Origin of the sequence: Pseudomonas bubulae, assembly GCF_900618535.1 — a bacterium.
In the GTDB taxonomy this organism is placed as follows: domain Bacteria; phylum Pseudomonadota; class Gammaproteobacteria; order Pseudomonadales; family Pseudomonadaceae; genus Aquipseudomonas; species Aquipseudomonas bubulae.
The window spans coordinates 974,261-995,878 of sequence record NZ_UYJA01000001.1; the positions used below are offsets into that span (position 1 = coordinate 974,261).

Sequence of the window (21,618 nt, forward strand, 5' to 3'; positions counted from 1 at the left end):
TCTGCCAACACCGTTGATTCATCTGGCGATACCCGCGCCCGGCCGGTTTTCGACCGGGCGCCTCTTCTGGATTGACTGTCCGTTATTAGAGTATTGCGTTTATGTTCCCGATGACTCGCATCGCGGTGACGCTGGCCTTGTTGTTCCCTGCAGCATCAATGGCAGCCGCAGAAGTCAGTACACCCCGAAGTTTGCTTGCCCAGGCCAAAGGCTTGCCGGCTGACTTCGAAGAGCACCTTTTCGATGTACCGCTGGCCGTTCAGGTCGAGCGCAACTCGCAACTGGTGGGTGAAGCCATGGTCGTACTGACCCGCGATGATCGTCTGACCCTCCTTGAGTTCACCGACTTCAACGCCAGCCAGATTCCGGCCAGTGAGCGCGACACCTGGTCGGAGTTTCTCCAGCAAGGAGTGCAACTGGGAGCCTGCACTGGCAAATGCCCCGAACAGTTAATGGCGGTTCATTACAACCTGGAAAACTCCATGGTCTCGTTGCTGACCGCCAGGGCGGAACAGGATTATCAGAAGAGCCGCTATCACGAACTGCCCAGCGGCGGCAGCGGCGGTTTGATTGTGCGCAATCAGCTAAACCTCACCGCCGGCCAGCGAGAGCAAGTTGACGGTCGTTATGGCCTGGAGGCCAGCGGCAGCATCGGCCACTGGAGCCAAACGCTCAACCTGCAACTCACACGCATGGATGGTCCGGACCAAAGTCAGCTCAAACATGCTGTCTATGAAGCCCACACCCAGCGTGAACTGGAAGGTACATTTCTGCGCCTGGGCTATTTCACTCCAGGCTCCGAAGGTTTGACCCGGCAAATTCGCACTTTTGGCGCCAGCCCCGATACCACAGTGGGCATCATGTATGGCAGTTCCGACAGCCTGGTCATCGATCAAGCCAAACCCGGCGTATACCCGGTGTATGTCACCGCCAGTCGTCCGGCAACGGCACAAATCTACCGCAACGGCCTGTTGATCAATTCCCAGCTGGTTGCCGCCGGTTTGCAGAGCCTCGATACCCGCCCCTTGCCCAGCGGTATTTACGAAGTCGAGGTTCGCCTGGTCGAAGACGGCCGAGTTAGCAGCACGTCTTCGGAGCTGATCTATAAACCGTCCAACTGGCGCAACTACGACGACCCATGGCGCTATAACCTGTTCGCCGGACGCGAAAGCAAACTGCTGAGCAACTGGGACGACCAGGCCACCGGCGACATGACCGCCGGCGCCTCGCTCAATTACCTGCTGCACCCGCGCGCCATCCTGGGTCTGTCTGCGCGCCAGGTAAAAAACAGGATGCAATGGGGCACCGCCATTGACTGGACGCTGGCCAGCAATCTCACCTTTTATGCCAATCTTTACAAGACTCAAAGCTACGGCACCGGTGTCGACTTTAACGGCCAGTACCACTACGGCCTCGGCAATGTCGTGTTCAACCACAACCGCAGCTGGCTCGACACCCGTAACACCTACGAAACCCTGCCGGACGGCACGCGCCTGCGCACAAAGTCCAGCTATGTGGGCCAGACCAGCACTACCGCCCTGTCCCTGAACCATCGCTTCGGCCTGCAAAGCACCTTGAGTGCCCGCCTCTCCCACAGCAATGGCTATAGCCGCGGCTACGGCCTGGACGTGGGCTGGGCGCAACCCACGCACCTGTTTGGCAGCGACGGTAACTGGCGTTTGTCGGTCTTTGATCGACCCGGCAGCCTCAGTTCCGGCAACAAGCGCAATCGCGGGGTCGACCTGAGCATCAGCCTGGCCCTCGGCGGCCCGGGTGAACGCTGGTCAGCCAGCCTGGGGTCACGCACCGGCCGGGACGGTGAGCGTGACAACAATGCCTCCCTCAGTTACAGCAAAAATATCGAAGGCCACGTCCTGCAAAGCGTGGCTGCCACCGCAAGTACCGATACCTACGGAGTGGGCGTCAATGGCCGGGCCACCTTCCTGACCGACAGCCTCAGCGCCGATACCTTTGTGCAACGCTCGTCTTATAACGGCTACCTAAGCGGTGGCCTTAACCTGGACAGCACCATCGCCCTGAGCGGCTTGACCATGGCCATGAGCAGTGAGCCCTCCGGGCGCGGGGCCGGAATGATCGTCGACGTCGAGTCCGATATCGCCAACATTGCCTTGCGTGCCGATGACCTCAGCGGTGGCAGCACCATGCTGCGCCCCGGCCGCAACTATATTCCCCTCACCGCGTACGAGAGCAGCTCAGTCAGTTTCGACTTTCAGGGCAACCACGTGCCCGCCGCTGCGATCCAGCCACCTCGCGCCCGTTATCACCTGAACAAGGGCGGCGTGGGCTACCGCAAGATCAACGTGGTGAATACCGTCACCGTTCTTGGCCGCTTGATTGACGCGGACGGTAACCCGCTCAAGGGTTATCACATCATCAACACCACCAGCCGCGGCATCAGTGAAGTGGACGGTTTCTTCTCAATGGAGATGAACGCCGGCACTCCCACTCTGGAAGTGCGCAAGGACGAAGCATTACTCTGCCAATTCCGTATCGACATCACCAAAACCCTCAGGCAGAACAATGTGCTGGAAATCGGCGACCTGCGTTGCCATCCCGACACGTTGGCAGAATCGGCTAATAATGTTGAGGCAGCAGGATGAAGCGGAACAATCTAGCGGACTTCAACGTAAAGTGTTTATTGAGTCTGGTACAAAGCCGCAGGCTAAATCGGATGGCAAAAACCGCTGCCGGTATTGTATTGATTTTTGTTTGTGGCCTTGTTGCCCCGCCCAATACTCACGGGGTAGAGATAACAATAAATGCAGAGTTCAAACCTGACCCCGCCTTTCCCAATCGCAATGTATTTACGAATAAAACACCGAATACCGGTCAATATTGCTATTACAACCCTGCTGACTGCGCTTCCAAAGGCGTGTTCGGCATCGCCGCCCCCGTAGTTTTCAGGTCTGCGGTGCCTGTAGTAGCCAATCACACAGATCCGCGTCAAGGTGCGATGGTGACAATCCCGGGAGCATGGCGGACATTAACCGTCAGGCACAACCAGACTCTGGAAACAGAGGAAGTGAAGATCCGTATAACCGGTTTTGGTACAGTACTGAGCATTGACCCCGACACCGTACACACCCTGGTTCCTGGTGCGACAAGCTGGGGGGACGGGCATAACAAACTGTGGTCCGGAAGTAACTGGTCGATACCGCCGTCACCCTGCACCAGAAAATCGACGCCCCTCTACACCGGTGGAAATTTTTGGTTCTTTTGGGGAGCACCGGAGGCCGATGTAACCTGTGCCAAAAAGGCACTTTACAACATCCCAAAGTTGGCATACCACTCTTTGGACTTCGCCTACGAATTAAAGACACCTGATCCATTAGGCATGTCAGCAGGTGACTATTCCGGAAACTTGGCTTACACAATAGGGCCTTACCAGGATTTCGACATGGGTGATTTGTTGATCCCTAACAGCTCCGTGCTGAATCTCAATTTTAACCTGAACGTTCAGCACACCTTAAAAGTTGATATCCCCCCGGGCGGTAATAGGGTCGAGCTGGTTCCCAAAGGCGGCTGGTATCAATGGTTGCTCATAGCTCGAGTACCGGAAACACTTGCCAGCGACCAATCCTTTAGTGTTTCCGCCAGTTCACGTTTCAAGATGCTGTTGAGCTGCGAAAGAGTCATGGGCGACACCTGCGCACTCAGCAACAACGTGAGCCACAACGTGCCGATCAATATATTTGTCAGTCTGCCCGGCGGCATTACCGATTCAAACGGCGCTTCGATCACCCGTAAGCCCTTGCTTACAAGCGGCCAGGGTACTGAACTGTTCCAGCCCAGCCGATATGTGGATGGAAAAACCGGGGTACTGCACTTCGAAATCGAAAAGAAATACGTGAATGAAATGCTCGACCAGGAAGGCACCTATAAAGGAAATGTGACCGTCATCTGGGATTCGGAAGTTTAAGGCTCCCGGGTAGTAAATAGAGAAAACAGGAACTTACCATGAAACTTGCAAGTGCCATACTCAGTCTATGGGGTATCTCATTGGGTGCCATCGCGGGCCCCAGTTTCAACGTCGGAACCGTCTTTGACTATATGGATGGCGATAAAAGCACCTATTTGAAGCGGGTGTATAACGGCGGCGGCAGCACCGCCTTTGTTCGCGTTTCCATACTGGAGATAGTCTACAAAGCCGACGGCACTTCAGAAGAAGTACCGCTGAAAACCCAAGGCAATGCAGCCATGCGTGATGGCCTGATCGCCAGCCCGGCACGGCTGATAATCCCTGCCAGCGGCACCCAGGGCACCCGCCTGCTGTTCAAGGGGATACGAGACCAAGAGCGGTATTTTCGCGTGCGTTTTGTGCCGGTCGTGCCGGAAAAAGAAGATGAATTTGCCCTTTCCACCGAAGAAACCGACGTCTATAAAAAGACCCTGTCGGCCGGGATCAACGTGCTCGCAGGCTATGGCACCTTCTTTGTTGTACGCCCTGAAAACGCCGGTTTTGATACCCAGATAAACGACACCGCGCAACAGTACTCAGTCAAAAACAACGGCAATACCATCATGCTGCTTGATGAATTCAAAGACTGCTCCGTCCAGAACCCGCTGGAGTGCGAGCCCGTTACCAAAAACCATATCTTGCCGGGTCGCCTGTTCAGCTTTACCAAAAAAGCTGGCCGTCATTATCGCTTTATCCTGATTGAGGGCAGTAACAATAAACCCATGGAGGTTAAAGGCTGATGCATCTATCTGCGTGCAAAATCTCATGCCTGACTGTCGCGGCAAGCCTGGCACTCTGGATGCAAGCGGGGTTTGCAGCGCGCGAAGAACACATCTTTGAAGTGAGTGTCACTATTCCGACCCCGGACTTCTATATATTGCCCGTGGAGTCGCAGTTTCTAGAGCGCACACAAATAATGAAATGGAACCTTGCCCGCGGGTATCTGGAGCCCCTGCAGGCGTCATTCGATGTACGCAGTCGCAGTGGCGCCATTACCGCACGCCTGGGCCATGAATCAATGCTGTCCAACGGAAGGGATCTGATCAGCCTGCGGGTCAAGTTCAATGGCCACGAACTTGCGCTGACCGACACAGTGGTCGTGCCCGACAACGAAGCCAAAACGGGTTACAGGGTTCCCTTACGAATCGAGGCGATCAAGCCTGAAACAGGTTTTAAGCCAGGGGCATACTTTGGCAGTGTCCAAATCATGTTTGATGGGCCGACGCCTTCTGCAGCTCAATAAACAGCACTCAGGTAATAGCATGAAGAATAAACCCTCCAGGGCCTCTGTCATTGATTACAACCCCACTCCTTTGAATAACGTACCATTCTCAATATATCGGCAAACTTGTGTATTGGCCATTTTTGTATTGACACTTGGTTTTCTTCAGCCTGTGTATGCTGCGAACGTCAATGTGCGGGCCGAGTTCAAGCCCGACCCGGCACTTCCACACCAAAATACATTCACAAACAAAACACCCAGCAATAGCCACTACTGCAGCTACGTGCCTCAAACCTGTATCAATAAAGGCATTATCAGCATTTCCGCCCCTATTTCCTTTCGCAACTCCAGCCGGATAATTGCCAACAACCCAGACCCCAGGCAAGGCATGATGATTCGGGCAAACAGTGATTGGCGTACTCTGATCGTCACCCATGCTCAAACGCTGGAAACTGAAGAGTTACAGGTTCGTATCACCGGCATTGGAACATATACATCTATCGAACCACAGAACATCCATACCTTGGTACCCAATGCAAGCAGCTGGTCGGATGGTCTCAATAAATTATGGGTGGGAGGTTATTTATGGCGGGGGGCTGGCACCTGCATTGGTGCGACGACATTCGTCGCTAACTGGTTCGGAATCCCGATCTACTGGACAACACCTGTTTCCGGAGCAACCTGTAGTAGAGCAGCACTGTACGACATCCCCAACTTCACTTATCGAACCCTGGACTTCTCTTATGAAATGAAGACGCCCAACCCACTCGGAATGTCATCGGGTGATTATAATGGTGAAATCAACTATACCGTGGGGCCTTACCAAGACATTGACATGGGAGACAATATGCTCCCCAGCGACAATATACTCACGATCAAATTCCTGCTTAATGTCCAGCACACCCTTAAAGTGGATATTCCACCCGGCGGCAATAAAGTAGAACTGACACCCAAGGGTAGTTGGCAAGAATGGATGCAAAATGGCCGCACGCCCGAGAAACTTTTTCGGGATCAGCCTTTCATGATTTCTGCCAGCTCACGTTTCAAGATGCAACTGGCCTGTGACCGGTTGGTAGGCGATACCTGCGCAATCAGCAATACCAGCAGCGGCCACTCAGTTCCAGTCGATGTTCTGGTCAGCATGCCCAATGGCATCGGCAATGATGATGACTCCTCGGTCTCTCGAGAACCCCTAAGGGCTTCAACTGGACTGCTGTTCAAGTCCACGCACTATGTCGATAACAAGCCATCCACGCTGCATTTTGAAATACAAAGGCAGCATGTCCTGCAGATGTTGTCCGAGCAAGGCAAGTATTCCGGGAATATCACGGTAGTCTGGGACTCCGAAATCTGACTCGGGCTAATCAAACGGACTAGTCCGGCTCAGGGATTGCACCCGTGCTGCGCGCTTTCATGCTGGCGCCTTGATCCGTATTTTTACGACGAGGCCCATATGGAGCTTGCCCTGACAGACGAACAGCGAATGATTCAGGCATCCGCCGAACGTTTTTTGAACCAAGTGGCCAGCTCCGCTGCGGTGCGCACGGCCATGACCAGCGATCAGGGGTACGACACCGCTACCTGGGCGCGAATGGCCAGGGAGCTGTATTGGCCCGCACTGGCGATCCCCGAGGCCTATGGAGGTCTTGGCCTGGGCTTTGTCGAAGTCAGTCTGCTCCAGGAACAGCTCGGGCGCTGCCTGCTGCCCACACCATTCTTTGCAACCTGCTGCCTGGCCACCCCTGCCCTGCTGCTCAGTCGCAATGAAGCACTCAAGGAACGCTGGCTGCCGTTGATTGCCGCCGGTGAGATTCGCGCCAGCCTCGCCTACACCAGCGCGCCTCGCTGGGACGACAGCGCCGTGCAGGTGTATGCGCAGAGCCATGCGGGGGGTTATCGCCTCAATGGCGAGTATCACTATGTGATCGATGGCAGCGATTGCCAGCTGTTGATCATTGCCGCACGCACGCCGGGCAGCGTCGGCGAAGCCGGTATCCGCCTGTTTGCACTGCCTGCCGATACTCCCGGGATTGTTTGCCAGTGGCAACCGACACTGGATCAGACCCGCCGCCTGGCTACCATCACCCTGAACGATGTAGTCGTCCACGACGATCAGTTGCTCAGCGAACCCGGGCAAGGCTGGCCGATGCTGCGCGATGTGCTGCAGATAGCCTGTGTTGGCCTGGCGGCCGAGCAGACCGGTGGCGCACAGCAGTCGCTGGACATCACTCTGGCCTATATCAGCGGCCGCGAACAATTTGGTCGCACTATCGCCAGTTTCCAGGCCATCAAGCACCGCTGTGCCGATTTGATGCTGGCCATCGAATGCGCGCGCTCGGCCAGTTACTACGCTGCCTGCATTGCCGCCGAGTGCCTGAATATCGATGGTGATCCGGGTATCCGTGAGCAACTTGGGGAAGCCGCGGCCACTGCGAAAATTTTTGCCAGCGAAGGCTTTTTCCAGTGTGCCGCCGAGTCCATCCAGTTGCACGGTGGCGTGGGTTTTACCTGGGAATACGACCCGCATCTGTATTTCAAGCGAGCCCGGGCCAGTGAGCAGATGCTCGGCACCCCGGCGTTTCATCGCGAGCAATTGGCCCGGCAGATTTTCGGAGAGTGCACATGAATATCGGTTTTAGCGCAGCAGATGAGCAGTTTCGCCAACAGGTTGCGCAGTGGATGCAGCAGCACCTGAGCGGTGACTTTGCAGCTTTGCGCTTTCGCGGTGGCCCGGGGGATGAGGACTTTGCTCCCGGGTTGCGCAAGCGCTGGGAACAGGTCTTGGCCCAAGGCCACTGGGTGGGTGCTGGCTGGGCCACCGAGCATGGCGGCCGTGGCTTGAGCATCAGCCAGCAAGTGATCTTTTTCGAAGAGTACGCAAGGGCGGGTGGCCCGGGACGTATGGGCCATATCGGCGAAGGGCTGGTAGGGCCGACGATTGCGGCCTTTGGCAGCCAGGAACAGCAGCAACGTTTTTTGCCGCCGATACTGGCGGGCCAGCACTTTTGGTGTCAGGGCTACTCCGAACCGGGTGCCGGGTCGGACCTGGCCAATATAAAGACCCGCGCCAGTTTCGATGAAGACCGCGGGCAATGGTTGATCAGCGGGCAAAAGGTCTGGACCTCACTGGCTCATGAATCGGACTGGTGCTTTGTGCTGGCACGTACCGAGCCGGGAAGTGTTGGCCATCGCGGCCTGTCGTTCTTGCTGGTGGAGATGGACCAGCCGGGTATACGGGTACAGCCGATCCGGCAATTGACCGGTACCAGTGAATTCAACGAGGTTTTTTTTGATCAGGCGCGGGCTTCGGCAGACAACCTGATCGGCCAACCGGGTGATGGCTGGAAAATCGCCATGGCGCTGCTGGGGTTTGAACGCGGGGTATCGACCCTGGGCCAGCAAATGCAGTTTCAGAATGAGTTGGACGAAGTGGTGCGTATTGCCAAGGCCAATGGTGCGGCGCAAGACCCGGTGCTGCGCCAGCGCATCGCACAGGCCTGGAGCGGCTTGCGGGTGTTGCGCTACAACTCGTTGCGCATGTTGTCCGGGGTACAGGATGGCAGCCTGCGGCCTGAAGCGACGATCTACAAACTGGCCTGGTCGACCTGGCATGTGGCCCTGGGCAAGCTGGCGATGGATGTACTGGGGCCAGAGGCCGAGTTGCTGGCCGGGGCGCCTTATGAGCTGACACGGTTGCAGGCGCTGTTTCTGTTTACCCGTGCGGATACCCTTTATGGCGGCAGTAATGAGATTCAGCGCAATATCATTGCCGAACGAGCGCTGGGGATGCCGCGGGAGGCCCGGTAGACGGGCTGAGAATCACAAGCCCTCTCATCCCGCCCCTCTCCCTCCGGGAGAGGGTTGCCGTGAGGGCCCGGGTCAAAAGGTGTACTTGCCATTGAACGACAGGTAATCCCGATCCGCCATTGTCCGTCCCTGGGCAATATCGGCCGAACTCAAATACGCCACATAAGTCAGCCCCAGCTGAAAGTTGCCCAGGTACTTGAAATCGCCACCCACTGTCAGACGCTTTTCAGCACGGCCCAACCCCGAATAGGCACTGCCGTCAATGTTCTGGGTCCAGGTGGCCTTGGTGGTCAAGTCCCAGCCGTTGAATACGCTGGGGTGATCGAAATAGGCGCCGATCCCCAACAGGCTTGAACCCCGTGTTTGACCGTCATACACATATTTATTGAAAGTCCCGTCCGTGCCCGCCCCGCCACCGCTAATGGTCAGGTCATCCACGCCCTGGATGCGCTGGTGCACCACCTCGGTCATCAGGGTGGTCTGCTGCGCCATAAACGTCGGCCCGATCATGTACACGGCATTCAGGTTTCCCTGCCACACCTGCCCCCGCGCCGGCGCACCGTTGCTCAGGTACACCGCCGCGCCGTCGCGATAGCTCAGGTCACCGGCGAATTGCACCGAATCACCGGCTTTGGTGGTGAAACTGATGCCGGTGAGCTTGATGTTGTCAAAGTAACCCAGCTGGTAACTCGGGCCATTGCCGTTGCCACCCACTTTGTTCAGGGACGAGTAATGAGTCTGCCCGGTAAAGTCGAAGAACAGTGCCGGGACGCGGTCGTGATAACGGTAATGAAACAGGCCGACCTCGGTGTTTTGCGTCACCCGGTATCTCGTGCCCAGGCCCCACTCGCCGCTGTCGCCCGGTTTTACCGAGCCGGCGTAGCCGACTGCGGCCCCGTTGGGCAGGTGGTCGACGATGCCCGGGGCGAGCCGGAAGAACTCGGCCCCCGGGCCAAAGGTATCGCTGCCAAAGTAGTCGCCCACGGGGTTGAGCTGGGTTTCTTCCCACTTGTACTGGTAGAACCCGAGCAGGGTCAGGTCTTCGTTCACCGACCACGCGCCCGATATCTGCCCCACCGGCAAGTAGGCATCCTTGGCTTCGGTGCCGGGCACGTTGAACTTGGTCGAATCCACCGGTGCCTGGCCCTGGCTGATGTTGGGCCAGAACAGGCTCTCGCCCCAGGCCACCAGATGCCGCCCGGCCTTTAGTGACAGGTACTGGTCATCATTGACGGTAAAGTCGCCATACACATAAGCATCCAGCAGCCGCGCCTTGCTGCCGCTGAGTTTGCGCGTGTCCTGGCTGAAGTCGTTGTAGCGTCCGGTCTTGTTCACCGTGTCCGGTGAGTCGTTGTCGTTGCGCTGGTGGTAGACCTCGTCATAGAAATGACTGCCGCGCACCACGGCGCCGAGGTTGTCGTGCTTGAGCATCAACTCGCCAAATACGCTGACCCGGTTGTTGATCAGCGAGCCGCGCTTGAAGTTGCGCGTGGCATCATCGTAGTTGATGTTGTTCAGGTATTCGTGATCCGGTTTTGCGGTACGCATCGAGGCCGTGTAGTTGACGGTCAGAGAAGAGTCGAGGGTGGTGTTTTCGCCCAGCTCGAGGGTAGGTGCCGCCAGGGCCAGACCGCTCAGCCCCGACAATAAACCGGTCCCGACAACACGCGTGTATTGCTTGAACATGCCTTGCTCCTTGTTATTGTTGTTTTGCTCCGCCCGGCCACCTGCGCACAGGCAGGGCCCGTGGCAGACAGCAGGATGGCGTCAGGGCGTTACTTGCCGGCCCGACGTGCCGCTTCGGGGCCAAAATCGCCAGCAGCAAAACCGCCTTTGTTCAGCACATAGCCGTTGCGTTGTTCGTTGATCAGGTTGAAGGCCAGATAACTGCCAGCGTTCAGGTCGTGATACAGGCCAACACCGGCCTGCCAGGTTTGCGTTTCCGGGGCATAGAAGTAATTGACCATCGAGGTGCGCCACAACTCGCCGCGGTTGTCGTAGTTGTCACCCATGATCGGGAACCAGCTGTCTTCGTCGATATACAGCATGCGCTTGCCGTACAGATGGCGGTTACCCGGCTTGAGCACACCCTCGAGCACCCACACGCGATGCAGTTCGTAACGCATGTTGTCGGGGTTGATATGACCGGGAGTGAGCATGCTCGCGTACTTCAGGTCACCGGCGTGCAGGCGCGCAGTGTTGTAAGGGATATACAGCTCTTTTTTACCGACGATGTTCCAGTTATAGCGCTGGGCCGAGCCGTTGAAGATGCGTACTTCGTCGACGGTGATCGAACCGCCGGAGCCCGGAAAGGCCATGTCAAAACCGTAACCCGGCGACTGCCGCACACGCCGCGTACCCGGATCGTAGCGCCAGCTCTGGCGCGGCTCGGTCTTGTCGTTCCAGTACTCGGTACCGGTGTTGATTTCACCCTTGTCGCGCTGTGGCAGCAGGGTTTCGTTAAGGTAGAAAGACGAATTGCCCACCGTGTCGCCAATCTTGCCCGGCTCCAGCCCCGGCGCCATATTGCGCGAGTGCACGCGGCCCCAGTTGATATTGCCATCCTTGAGCACATAGGCGTTGTCCGAAGTGTATTCCTCGGTCCAGGCACGCACGGTAAACAGCGAGGCATTTTTCAGCAGTTCAATACCGTTTTGCGGTATCGGGAATGCTACCCCGCCAGTGCGGGCAACCACGCCTTCGCCGTCGTCGACCAGTTTGGCGACCGAGGCATTTTCCAGGGTGGCCTTGCACACCGTGTCAGAAAAACGAAAGTCACGGTGCGAAGGGTAAACCGGCATGCGGAATGTTTGCGGATAGAGTTTGAACAGGGCCTTTTGCCCCTCGGACAAGTGCCCGTCGTACTGACTGAGGTTTTGCGCGGTGATCACAAACAGCGGCTTTTCGTTGGGGTAAGGGTCTACGGGATGCTTGCCCGTGCCCTCGAACTTCATCCCCGGTGCCGCGCCCAGCCATTGGCCGCCAAAAGCAGGGATGGTGCCTGCGGCGTTGCCCGCCTTTTCGGCGCCGACACAGGTCAGGTCCTTGCCCAGCCGGGTGATCTGGTCGGCAGGGGCCTGGGCCAGCGCCAGAGCGCTGTAACCCTGCAATGCCAGGGCAACTGACAGCCAGCCGCCCATATGGGTGATGCGTCCCATGGAGTTCTCCTTTTTATTGGTCATGCACATTTACTGGTGGGAGCGGGCGTGCCCGCGATTGGATCGACGTGGTCTGGCTGATACATCGCGGAGCCTGAATCGCGAGCAAGCCCGCTCCCACCTGAAACCTGGCGCCCACTCACGCTCTGGCTGATTGCGCAATCGTGAGCATCGCGGGTTCCACCAGCGGCTTGCCCAGGTTGAACCACGCAGCCAGTGCCGGCAGCAGGAAGATCGCCCCCAGCACGTTGACCATAAACATGAAGGCCAACAGCACACCCATATCGGCCTGGAACTTGAGGGGCGCAAATACCCAGGTGCACACCCCCAGCGACATGGTCAGCGCGGTAAACACCGCCGCCGTGCCGCGCTGGCACATGGCGCGGTAGAAGGCTTCGCGCAGGTCATGCCCCGCGGCCATCTCATGCTCGATGCGCTCGTACAGATAGATGCCGTAGTCCACCCCTACCCCCACACCCAGCGCCATTACCGGCAAGGTCGCGACCTTGAGGCCAATACCCAGCAGGGCCATCAGTGCATTGCACAGCACCGCGACAATCGCCAAGGGCACCAGAATGCACAGCACCGCGCGCACCGAACGAAAGGTCAGCAGGCAGAACAGCGCCACCGAGAAGAACAGCGCCGCCAGCATCACTACTTCGGCATGCTTGACCGCTTCGTTGGAGGCCGCCATGACGCCGATATTGCCCCCCGCCAGCTTGAACGCCACGCCGGGCACATGGATGCTGGCGATAATACGTTTGGCCTCCGCCAGCACATGGGCCACGGTGGCGCCTTCGTGATCGCTCAGGAACACCAGAATCTGCATCTGCTGGCAGCCGTCAGTGACCAGCCCCGAGTCCGGTGAATAGGCGTAGGCGCCCTGCTGCAAGCCCTGGGCGGAACCGGGGATGGCCGCCCAGCGCGGGTTGCCTTCGTTGTTGCCGGCAATCACCTGCTTGCTCATCCCTGCCACGCTTTGCACCGATTGCACACCGGGCACTTCGCGCATCTTGAAATCGAAGGTTTCCACAGCCCGCATCACGGCCGGGTCCAGGCAGGCCTCACTGCGATCGCGAATGGTCAGGAACACCGAGAGCACATCCAGGCCGATGGCGTAATTGCTGATGATTTTCTGGTTGTCCTGGTTGTAGCGCGAGTCGGCACGCAATTCCGGCGCACCTGAGCCGATATCACCGGTGGCCAGTTCACGGGCCTTGTACGCGCCGGCCACCAGCAACAACACACTCAAGGCAAATACCCAAAGTGCTGGGCCGGGCGTGGCCAGCGCCGACAGCCGCCACCACAGCGGGTGGCGTGAACTGGCAATGCGCGCCTGAACCGTCAGCAAGCGCGGCTCCAGCGTCAGGTGGGCGATGATCAGCGGCAGCATGATTTTGTTGGTGATGATCATCAGCATCACACCGATGCAGGCCGTGACGCCCAGCTCGTGGACGATGGGGATATCGATCAGCATGATCACCCCGAAGCCCAGGGCGTTCATCAGCAGCGCCAGCGCGCCGGGGATAAAAATCTTGCTGAACGCCACCTTGGCCGCACTCACTGAATCACTTCCGGCCAGTACTTCCTGCTTCCAGGCGTTGGTCATTTGCACGGCATGGGACACACCGATGGAGAAGATCAGAAACGGCACCAGTATCGACATCGGGTCGATACCCAGGCCCAGCAATGGCAGCAGGCCGAGTAACCACACGACTGGCAGCAAGGCGACAAACAGCGCCACCAGGGTCAGGCGCAACGAGCGTGAATACAGCCACAACAACGCGGCGGTGATCAGGAACGCGATGGCGAAAAAACCCATCACCGTGTTCAGCCCTTCGACCACGTCACCGACCAGCTTGGCAAACCCGACGATATTGATTTCGATGTCGGCACTGCTGTATTTGGCGCGGATATCCTCCAGGCGCTGGGCGATTTGCACATAGTTCACCGGCTGCCCGGTCTTGGGGTCGATATCCTGCAGGTCGGCGCGCACCAGGGCAGACTTGAGGTCATTGGCCAGCAACCGACCGATCTGCCCGGAGCGAGCGGCATTGCTGCGCACCTGTTGCAGGTCGGCGGGCGTGGCGGCGTATTGCGGCGGCACCACCAGATCACCGACATAGCCGTCTTCGGTAATTTCGATGTAGCGCACGTTGGGCGTAAACAGCGACGTTACGCTGGGGCGACTGACCCCGGAGATATAGAACACATCATCGGTGACGTGTTGCAGGGTTTCGAGGAATTCGGGGTTATAGATATCCCCCTCGCCTTTCCAGTGCACGCTGACCAGCAAGCGGTTGGCACCGGTAAAAATGCGGCTGAAATCCAGAAAGTTGAGCATGTAGGCATGACGCACCGGGATCTGCTTGTTGAACCCGGGGTCCAGCCGAACATGGGTGGCGCTGTAACCAAGGGCCAGGGTCACCAGCATAAAAAAGCCGAGCAACACTTTGCGCCGGGCCATTAATTGCTCGGCGCAGCGCTGCACAGCCGATGACAAGACAAAAGCGCCCATGCTCGCGGTCCCTCGCACACTGGTTGAAAGTGATCGCGATAATCAGACGGGGCCGGGCCTTGAACATCGTCCGTAAGGGTTAGGCTGTTTGAGGGATGGGGCAACTGCCCCTGTAGCTGCCGAGGAACGAAGGCTGCTGCAGGAACACTGCAACTGTGGGAGCGAGCCTGCTCGCGAAGGTCGTTCGCGAGCAGGCTCGCTCCCACAATAGGGCTTGACCTGCAACAGAGTATCTACAGAGATTGCGCAGTACACGCGAACCGAACAGGCCGGCCGGTCGGCCGCCTCGGGGCGCAGTGTTTTTGATCTGCCAGCCCTCCCGGGAGGCCGAGAGGAGGTGCTGAGGAGTGGGTCGACCGGCATGGATGCCGGGAGAGCCGCGACGGGGCCATGGATGGCCCGTGGCGGCGTGCCCACGGAGCAGGTCCGGAGCGAGGGAACCTGAGCGCAGCGAAGGCCGTACGATGGGGCGAGGACCTTTTGGTTCCTTTTGGGTCCTTCTGTACGGACTCGACGTAAGGTCGAAACCATAGTCTCCGTTAGACACAAATGCCGGATATGTACTCAACGTATCAGTTAAACAAACAAGATCAAGCAGGCCTCAACCGTCACGCAGCAATTGACAAATCTGTACGAAAAATCCCGAAAAACGTGAGCTGGCAGTCTCTGGAGAGACTCTGTTGCAGCTCGCTCCCACAGTTGCAGTGATTCTGTAGCTGCTGGCGTAGGAACGAGGCTGCGTTGGGCTGCGCAGCAGCCCCAAAACAGGCACTGCGGTCTGCCAGTCAAACCCGGCTCACCGGGTTTACGACGGCTTCGCCGCCGGACGTAGCCTCGTTCTACTCGTCAACTGCAACAGGTGTTTTGCTCAGGTTTCGGTCACTCTTTGCTGGCCTTGAACGCCAGCTCGCCCTTGGGCCATTTGGCCGCTTTGGCGGTCACTGCCTTGAGGGTCTTGCTCAGGCCTTCCTTGAGCTGCTCCTGGGCTGCGAAGATCAGCATCACGGTCTGACCTTCCTTGAACACGATACCTTCGCCCAGAGGCGAGCTGACATAGGCGTAGTCACCGATGCCGTAGATCGTCATTTTGATATCGCGAAATTTGATTTCGAACTTGCCACCTTCGCGGCTGGGCAAGACTGCTGCGCGAAAATGATCACCGACCTTGAGCCCCAGACCTGGTTTGTCATCTACCACCAGCGCTGATTCAGTATCGATTTCAGCGATGTAAATACCTTCAGCGTTCTGCTCGGTAACGTACACAAAGCGGGACTGGAACAGTTTGACCAAACGTGCCCGCAAATCACCCAGAACAAACAACGCATGCATTTCCAGATTGCTGACTGCCAACGAAAAACCCTCGAAAACGTGAAGTGGCGCTACCAGAACAAATAACAGGCAGCAGAAAAAAGGCCTCAGCCCACTTATTAAAAAACCGGGTACAGCAAAATCTCCTGGCTGATGGGGCAAGGAGTGGCATGTGACATCAAGACTAAAAATACGACAGGACCACCATTCTACCGGCTCATGCCCGAAGTTGGGTATACACATCCACTTCTCAGTCAGGGAATCCGTAAATTTTTCTTGATTGAGGCCCGGTTCTACAGGGCTTTCGTCGTTAACTGCGCCGCTGGCTGTCAACAACTGCCATACTGGCCGAAAAATCAGCCTGGCCCATGCCGCCGGGTTGTCCGGCTTCATTACCTCGAAGGGAAAGCGACACGTGACGGAATTTGATATTGGCGAATTTTTTATCCGCGGCGAGTCCAAAGAAGTCGATGGTGAGTTTCAGGCCGTGATCGTGATGCGCGCCAAGCCACCGTTGAAAACCGTGACTTACCATCAGGTCGAGAAAGACCGCTGGTTCAAGACCGCCGAGCAGGCTGAAATTGCCGCCAGGGGTTCGGCGCAGGAATTGAAGCTCGCAGTGGACGCAGGCGCCCTGAACGCATCTTGACGTAACCCGTCAAGCACGCTGAGCCCGAGCCTGCATTGCGCACGCGCCAGCGCTCAGCTGCGCCAGCCAGGCAGCGCGACACTCTTCAGCTTCCATGCGGCTGGAGAACGCCGTCCCGCGTTGCTCGCCGTTGACCAGCACAACCCAGCAGGCCTTCTGCCCCGTGGCCCGCAACCCCTTGGGGACACCCGAGCCGATCATCACGGCAACGTCTACCCGATTGGACATGGTGGATACTCCAACTATTTAGTTAGTCACCTAACGATGTCGGCCATCTTAAAGAGTTAAGGACGCTGGAAAAAGCTATGCCCTGCATAGCTGCATTGCATCAGCGGTAACAATATCCCCTGTATGCGGGCTCAAACCGGCGGTTTTTGCTCGAAAACATTGCGCCCGCCCTCTTGGGCAATATTGAAAAACGCCTTGTCGAGCACCCCTAGCCCCTGGCCCACATTGGCATTGAAATTGGCCGATTGATGAACGTAGCGCTGACGCAACAAGCGCTCCTGGGCAGGGGTGAGCTTGATTGTACTTTTCAGTACCTGCGCTTCGAGCCTTGCAGCGATGGGCAACAGTTCATCAGGCAAGGCATCCTGGGCACTGTTCAAGGCGGCAAAGGGCACACCCTGTTTGCATGCCAGCGAATGCATGATGCGCAGATACACACGGGAAAGATGACCCAGCACCCGGCGCTGCATAAAGACGGCGGCCTGGACGCGCTTCATCGGGTCCTGGCGGCTGCCGGCCTTCTGCTCTTCGGTGCGCACTTGCACGAAGTCCTGCTCAGCGAGCGGATCAATCAAGTCCCTGGCTTGCCAGTCCAGCAACTGCGCCTGGGCCAGCTTCCAGGCACTGGTCAGCCTGATGGGTGTGGACGGGCTGACCAGATTGCTCTGCCAGCGGGTCAACTGCACCTGCTCTTGCATCTCGAGCGGATAACCGCCGCCAAGATCGGCATGGACTCCGGGCAGGGATATATCCAGCGGCCATTGCGGGGCAATGCGGGTCAGGGAAAAATTGCGTCGGCATTCATCCCGCGCACACAGTTGCACCACCTGTTGCGCGCAGTCTGGCCCCAGATACAGATTGAGCCCCGGATTGATGTCATCCCCCACATCACCCAGGTCCTCCAGCCCGCCCATGGCTGCAACAGTATCGAAGAGCCCGATAAACTCGATGCTGCACTTGAAGTCAGAAGCCAGCGCAAACTGCTGCGTGAAGGCCGTGGCATGCACCTGGTTGGCAAAGTGGCGGGCTGCGGCAGCGCCGCGGCTGAAGCCAAAAAGGTCAAGTTGCAGACGGCTCAGGGCATTGGCGGGAGCCAGCCGTAGAAATTGCGCCAGACATTGGCTCAGTTGCTCCAGGGCCTCATCGGCCTTGCCCAGCACCCCGGTGCGCCCACGGCCATAGGTCAGGCCCGGGAAGGAGGTATCAACTGCCCCTGTGGTTGTGCCAATACCGCCGACGTAGAGCGAAGTCAGCGCCTGTGCATCCTTGAACGTCGTTTGCACAGGGTAGTGCCGGTGCAGGCGGGCGATATTGGTGGGTTCACCGGCATAACTGCTGCCGGGTTCGACCTTGAGGCCCCGGGCCTGGCGCTCGCGGCCCGAGAGGATATTGAACTGGTTATTGGCCGTGCCATCAAAAAAAATACCGACACGCAATACATACCCCGTATTGCTTGAGTGACTCATGACACTGGCCCTCGTTCTTTTCAGCTTCGCGTGGAAACGCCGTGCCAAATATAAAGGGGCATGACCAAAACACTCAGCTCAACGTCAGGTTTAAATTTTTACGGGGAATTACAACAGAGGCCAGGGCGACAGCGCGGACGGCTGCGCAGCCCAAGCTACCGGAACCGCAGGACACGGCTCCGGCAAGGTCAAGCCTTCAGGCTTGACGCTGATGCTTGTCGATTTGCTCGTGACGCTCTTGAGCTTCGATGCAGTACTTGGTGGTAGGGCTGATCAGCAGGCGCTTGAGGCCAATTGCATCGCCACTGTCATCACACCAGCCGAAGCTGTCATCCTTGATACGTTCCAGCGCCTGTTCGAGCTGGGGCAGCATGCGCTGATCACGGTCGATGGCGTTCACCAGCCAGGTGCGCTCTTCTTCAACCGAAGCAGCGTCGGCCGGGTCAGCCGGAGTGTCCAGGCTCTCGATCGCGATGCGGTTCTGCTCGATACGCTCGTGGGTTTCGACCTTCATGTTTTGCAGCAACTCGCTGAAAAAAGCATGTTGCTCGGCATTCATGTAGTCATCCGCCGGCATGGCCAGCAACTTATCCTTTGTCATTGATTTCTCTATAAAAAATACGTGCATTAAGGCGAATTAGGGAGCGTTCTGACCGATCTTCATCCCAACCAGTTAGGTGCCATCTATTTCAAGCGCCACCCGGCACTCAATTTACGAGGGGCGGCAGTCTAAGGCCGAGTTATCGACTCAGCAACTGAAAACACACCTATTTGTCCAGCAAAACCTGGAAAGTGACGAAAAACGTGCTCAGCGGGGCTAATGGAGTGCGTTTATAGCAAGAAATTCAATGCGCAGGCTGAAAATCCCCTGCCAGGTGCGATGACCCACAGCTGGTGGGTCATCTCTATATTGTTAAGGGCGAGACCCGCGCACCCGAACCGGGCACGCCGATAAAACCGCGAAATGCCCTGCTCGTAATAAAAGAACCACTGGCCAATACAGCCCTGCCGTGTGCAACCAGATCGAGCGACGTTTAGTAAGCAATGGGGTGCATGAGCGCGTATTGGGCCAACTTTTCATGGCTGGCTCGCCCGGGAAACCGGGCAGCCATGCCCAGGTAATGCTCCACCCCACCAAACATCAATTTAAATGCACTTAACCATCATTATTATGCATTTGCGTATTGGTTAACGGCTGGGCAGACTGCTCGCGTTCCTCCCCCAGATGAAGGAACATTTTCAAGGGCTTGCCGGTTAACCCGCCAGGCCCTTTTTTTACCTTCCTGCTTCACAAAACCGGATTTACCTGACCATGCAAACCCGCTGGATCAGCCGCCTATTGCCTGCGGCTACGAACACCCGCCCCACCGAATGGAGCCGTGCCGCCATTGGCGTGTCCCTTGGCACACTATTCAGTGTGTGGTTCTGCAGCCTGTTCTATGGCCTGCCCGTGGCCATGCACCTGATCGGCCCGTTGGGCGCTTCGGCCATTTTGCTGTTTGCCGTGTCCTCGGGTGCACTGGCGCAACCCTGGTCGATTGTCGGCGGCTATCTGTGCGCCACGGTCGTGTCGCTGGGGGTCGTGCATTTTCTTGGCCGCAGCCTCGACAGCGCGTGCCTGGCCGTAGGTCTGGCAATGATCAGCATGTGCCTGCTGCGCTGCCTGCACCCGCCTGCAGGTGCACTGGCGCTGCTGGTGGTACTGGCCGACCCGGACAGTGCCAGTCTTGGCTGGGGCATGCTTGCACCGGTGATGCTCGGCGCAGTGTGCATGCTGCTCGCGGCGCTGGCCTATAACAACCTGACCCGCGTGCGTTACCCGAAAAAACCGTCCGAGCCGAGCCCTGCGGCCAGCACCGATCAGGCACCGATCAATCCGGGCATCAGTGCTGAAGATTTGCACCATGCGTTGCAGCAAATGGACGCATTTATCGACGTTACCCCCGAAGATCTCGAAGAGTTGATTCGAGCCAGCGAGCTGCATGCGCGCCGGCGCAGTATCGGTGAAGTGTTCAGCCAGAACCGTTGAGCCTGGGGCGCTGCCTGCCCTGCTTGCCCTGTATCGATAAGCGCCCAACTCCTGCTAGGGTTAACGAGGTAACCTGGGCGGCAGACATGCTTGAGTGCCTGATCACCCGGATTCCGCCATCCGACAGTGATCAAGGCTCGCAATGCTCAAAACCATTGAAAATGAGATCTCGAAACAGGCCGCCCCGCCCGCCTTGCAAGCTGAATTTGCCCAACATGATTTCGAAAAGCTGCGCAATTTTTGCAGCCTGACCTATATCACCAGCATTGCTATCTGGTTACTGTTCAACCTGATTGTCAGCACCAAGGGCGGCCAGGGGTTTACCGGCCTGTCCCTGCTGTTTATCAGCGTCATGGTGGGGTTGACCATTATTCTGGGCTTTGTCGGCAATTACCGGCACTTCGATGTACTCAATACGGTTTTCGTAGCCATCATCACACTCGGTTTGCGCCTGATCATTTTCGGCCTGCCAGCCGAGACCCAGCCGATCTGGCTGGCACTCGCCACCTCAAGCATTCTTTATAGCGCGTCGGTGCTGCCGCTCAGCCGCTGGGCGTTTCTCGCCGTTGCCGCCATCAGCTGTGTCACCCTCAACCCTTTCCTGATGGCCGATGTCTCGGTCATGGATCTGCGCGGCTTGCTGATCCTCTGCTACTTCACCTTTTTGTGCAGCCTGACCACCTACAGTTTTTTCAAGCTGCGCCGGATCAAGCTGCACAATTACACCATGTCCAAGTTACTGGTGGCCCAGGCCTACATCGATGCCCTGACCGAGATCCCCAACCGGCGCTCTTTCATGCTTCAGGCCGGGCATGTACTGCTGACCCGCCCCAGGGAGCACGACCACTATCTGGCGATGATCGATATCGACAATTTCAAGAAGGTCAACGACCAGTACGGCCATGATATTGGCGATGAGGTGCTCAAGCGTACGGCCGCCAGCATCAAGGCAGTGATGGCTGATTTTGCGTACGCACGGCTGGGTGGTGAGGAGTTTGCCGTGTACCTGCCCGGCGTGCGCCGCGAAGACGTCGAAGTACTGGCGCAGAGTCTGTGTCGCCGGGTGCGTGAAGATCCCGACGCACACCCCGTGACCATCAGTATCGGCCTGGCCCGGGTCGAAGAGGAAGACACCCTCAACCAGGCGCTGTACGGCTCCAAGCATGACGGCAAGGACAGGTTTACGTTTTATTCGTGAGCGGCTGGCAGATCGGGGGATATAGCGTAATTCGGCGAGCTGGCCGTATTGAGCCG

At 57.6% G+C, this 21,618-nt stretch carries 17 protein-coding genes; 10 read left to right on the top strand and 7 right to left on the bottom strand.

The genetic code is table 11. The annotated features are described in order from the left end of the window. The first annotated feature begins 101 nt into the window (after nucleotides 1-101). From PPTH39_RS04220 to PPTH39_RS04250, 7 genes are all read left to right on the top strand, one after another. Nucleotides 102-2,621 (top strand): CS1-pili formation C-terminal domain-containing protein, encoded by a 2,520-nt coding sequence (locus PPTH39_RS04220; protein WP_095021349.1) that lies wholly within the window; start codon nucleotides 102-104, stop codon nucleotides 2,619-2,621. Between the two features lie 71 nt (nucleotides 2,622-2,692). Next, on the top strand, nucleotides 2,693-3,940 hold the full coding sequence (locus PPTH39_RS04225) for a hypothetical protein (protein WP_232527605.1): 1,248 nt from the start codon (nucleotides 2,693-2,695) through the stop codon (nucleotides 3,938-3,940). Between the two features lie 38 nt (nucleotides 3,941-3,978). Continuing rightward, nucleotides 3,979-4,719, top strand: coding sequence for a molecular chaperone (locus PPTH39_RS04230; RefSeq protein WP_130871655.1), 741 nt, complete (start codon nucleotides 3,979-3,981; stop codon nucleotides 4,717-4,719). Then, nucleotides 4,719-5,222: a CS1 type fimbrial major subunit gene (locus tag PPTH39_RS04235; RefSeq protein WP_232527606.1), complete on the top strand. Its 504-nt coding sequence runs from the start codon at nucleotides 4,719-4,721 to the stop codon at nucleotides 5,220-5,222. Before PPTH39_RS04230 ends, PPTH39_RS04235 begins: the two co-directional genes overlap by 1 nt. Before the next feature lie 19 nt (nucleotides 5,223-5,241). Further along, the gene (locus PPTH39_RS04240) at nucleotides 5,242-6,555 is read left to right on the top strand and encodes a hypothetical protein (RefSeq protein ID WP_130871656.1); all 1,314 of its coding nucleotides are present in this window, start codon (nucleotides 5,242-5,244) and stop codon (nucleotides 6,553-6,555) included. Between the two features lie 99 nt (nucleotides 6,556-6,654). Next, nucleotides 6,655-7,827 carry an acyl-CoA dehydrogenase family protein gene (locus tag PPTH39_RS04245; protein WP_095018863.1) on the top strand — a complete coding sequence of 391 codons (1,173 nt, stop codon included), beginning with the start codon at nucleotides 6,655-6,657 and terminating at the stop codon, nucleotides 7,825-7,827. After that, entirely contained in the window at nucleotides 7,824-9,008 is a 1,185-nt protein-coding gene (locus PPTH39_RS04250; RefSeq protein WP_095018862.1) for an acyl-CoA dehydrogenase family protein, read from the top strand. The genes PPTH39_RS04245 and PPTH39_RS04250 overlap by 4 nt, the downstream gene beginning before the upstream one ends. Nucleotides 9,009-9,080: 72 nt before the next feature. On the opposite strand, the gene PPTH39_RS04255 is transcribed toward PPTH39_RS04250, so the two are convergent. The 4 genes from PPTH39_RS04255 to PPTH39_RS04270 form a co-directional block, all read right to left on the bottom strand. Continuing rightward, nucleotides 9,081-10,694 (bottom strand): DUF1302 domain-containing protein, encoded by a 1,614-nt coding sequence (locus PPTH39_RS04255; protein ID WP_095021215.1) that lies wholly within the window; start codon nucleotides 10,692-10,694, stop codon nucleotides 9,081-9,083. An 89-nt stretch (nucleotides 10,695-10,783) separates the two neighbouring features. Beyond that, a complete protein-coding gene (locus tag PPTH39_RS04260; RefSeq protein WP_130871657.1) occupies nucleotides 10,784-12,166 on the bottom strand; it encodes a DUF1329 domain-containing protein in 1,383 nt (460 codons plus the stop codon). A gap of 139 nt (nucleotides 12,167-12,305) precedes the next feature. Continuing rightward, nucleotides 12,306-14,684: an efflux RND transporter permease subunit gene (locus PPTH39_RS04265; RefSeq protein WP_130871658.1), complete on the bottom strand. Its 2,379-nt coding sequence runs from the start codon at nucleotides 14,682-14,684 to the stop codon at nucleotides 12,306-12,308. An 879-nt stretch (nucleotides 14,685-15,563) separates the two neighbouring features. Then, the gene (locus tag PPTH39_RS04270; RefSeq protein ID WP_095002401.1) at nucleotides 15,564-16,034 is read right to left on the bottom strand and encodes a hypothetical protein; all 471 of its coding nucleotides are present in this window, start codon (nucleotides 16,032-16,034) and stop codon (nucleotides 15,564-15,566) included. Between the two features lie 373 nt (nucleotides 16,035-16,407). Between PPTH39_RS04270 and PPTH39_RS04275 the strand changes: the two genes are divergently transcribed. Further along, nucleotides 16,408-16,641 (top strand): hypothetical protein, encoded by a 234-nt coding sequence (locus tag PPTH39_RS04275; protein ID WP_095002400.1) that lies wholly within the window; start codon nucleotides 16,408-16,410, stop codon nucleotides 16,639-16,641. Nucleotides 16,642-16,650: 9 nt separating this feature from the next. On the opposite strand, the gene PPTH39_RS04280 is transcribed toward PPTH39_RS04275, so the two are convergent. From PPTH39_RS04280 to PPTH39_RS04290, 3 genes are all read right to left on the bottom strand, one after another. Continuing rightward, entirely contained in the window at nucleotides 16,651-16,869 is a 219-nt protein-coding gene (locus PPTH39_RS04280; protein WP_095018859.1) for a hypothetical protein, read from the bottom strand. 131 nt (nucleotides 16,870-17,000) lie between these two features. Continuing rightward, complete coding sequence (locus tag PPTH39_RS04285; protein ID WP_130871659.1) at nucleotides 17,001-18,335, bottom strand: phospholipase effector Tle1 domain-containing protein; 1,335 nt, start codon at nucleotides 18,333-18,335, stop codon at nucleotides 17,001-17,003. A 196-nt stretch (nucleotides 18,336-18,531) separates the two neighbouring features. Beyond that, a complete protein-coding gene (locus tag PPTH39_RS04290; protein WP_016780464.1) occupies nucleotides 18,532-18,936 on the bottom strand; it encodes a TraR/DksA family transcriptional regulator in 405 nt (134 codons plus the stop codon). A 711-nt stretch (nucleotides 18,937-19,647) separates the two neighbouring features. Between PPTH39_RS04290 and PPTH39_RS04295 the strand changes: the two genes are divergently transcribed. After that, nucleotides 19,648-20,364, top strand: coding sequence for an HPP family protein (locus PPTH39_RS04295; protein ID WP_095031877.1), 717 nt, complete (start codon nucleotides 19,648-19,650; stop codon nucleotides 20,362-20,364). Nucleotides 20,365-20,506: 142 nt separating this feature from the next. Continuing rightward, on the top strand, nucleotides 20,507-21,562 hold the full coding sequence (locus PPTH39_RS04300) for a GGDEF domain-containing protein (RefSeq protein WP_130871660.1): 1,056 nt from the start codon (nucleotides 20,507-20,509) through the stop codon (nucleotides 21,560-21,562). Nucleotides 21,563-21,618 lie beyond the last annotated feature (56 nt).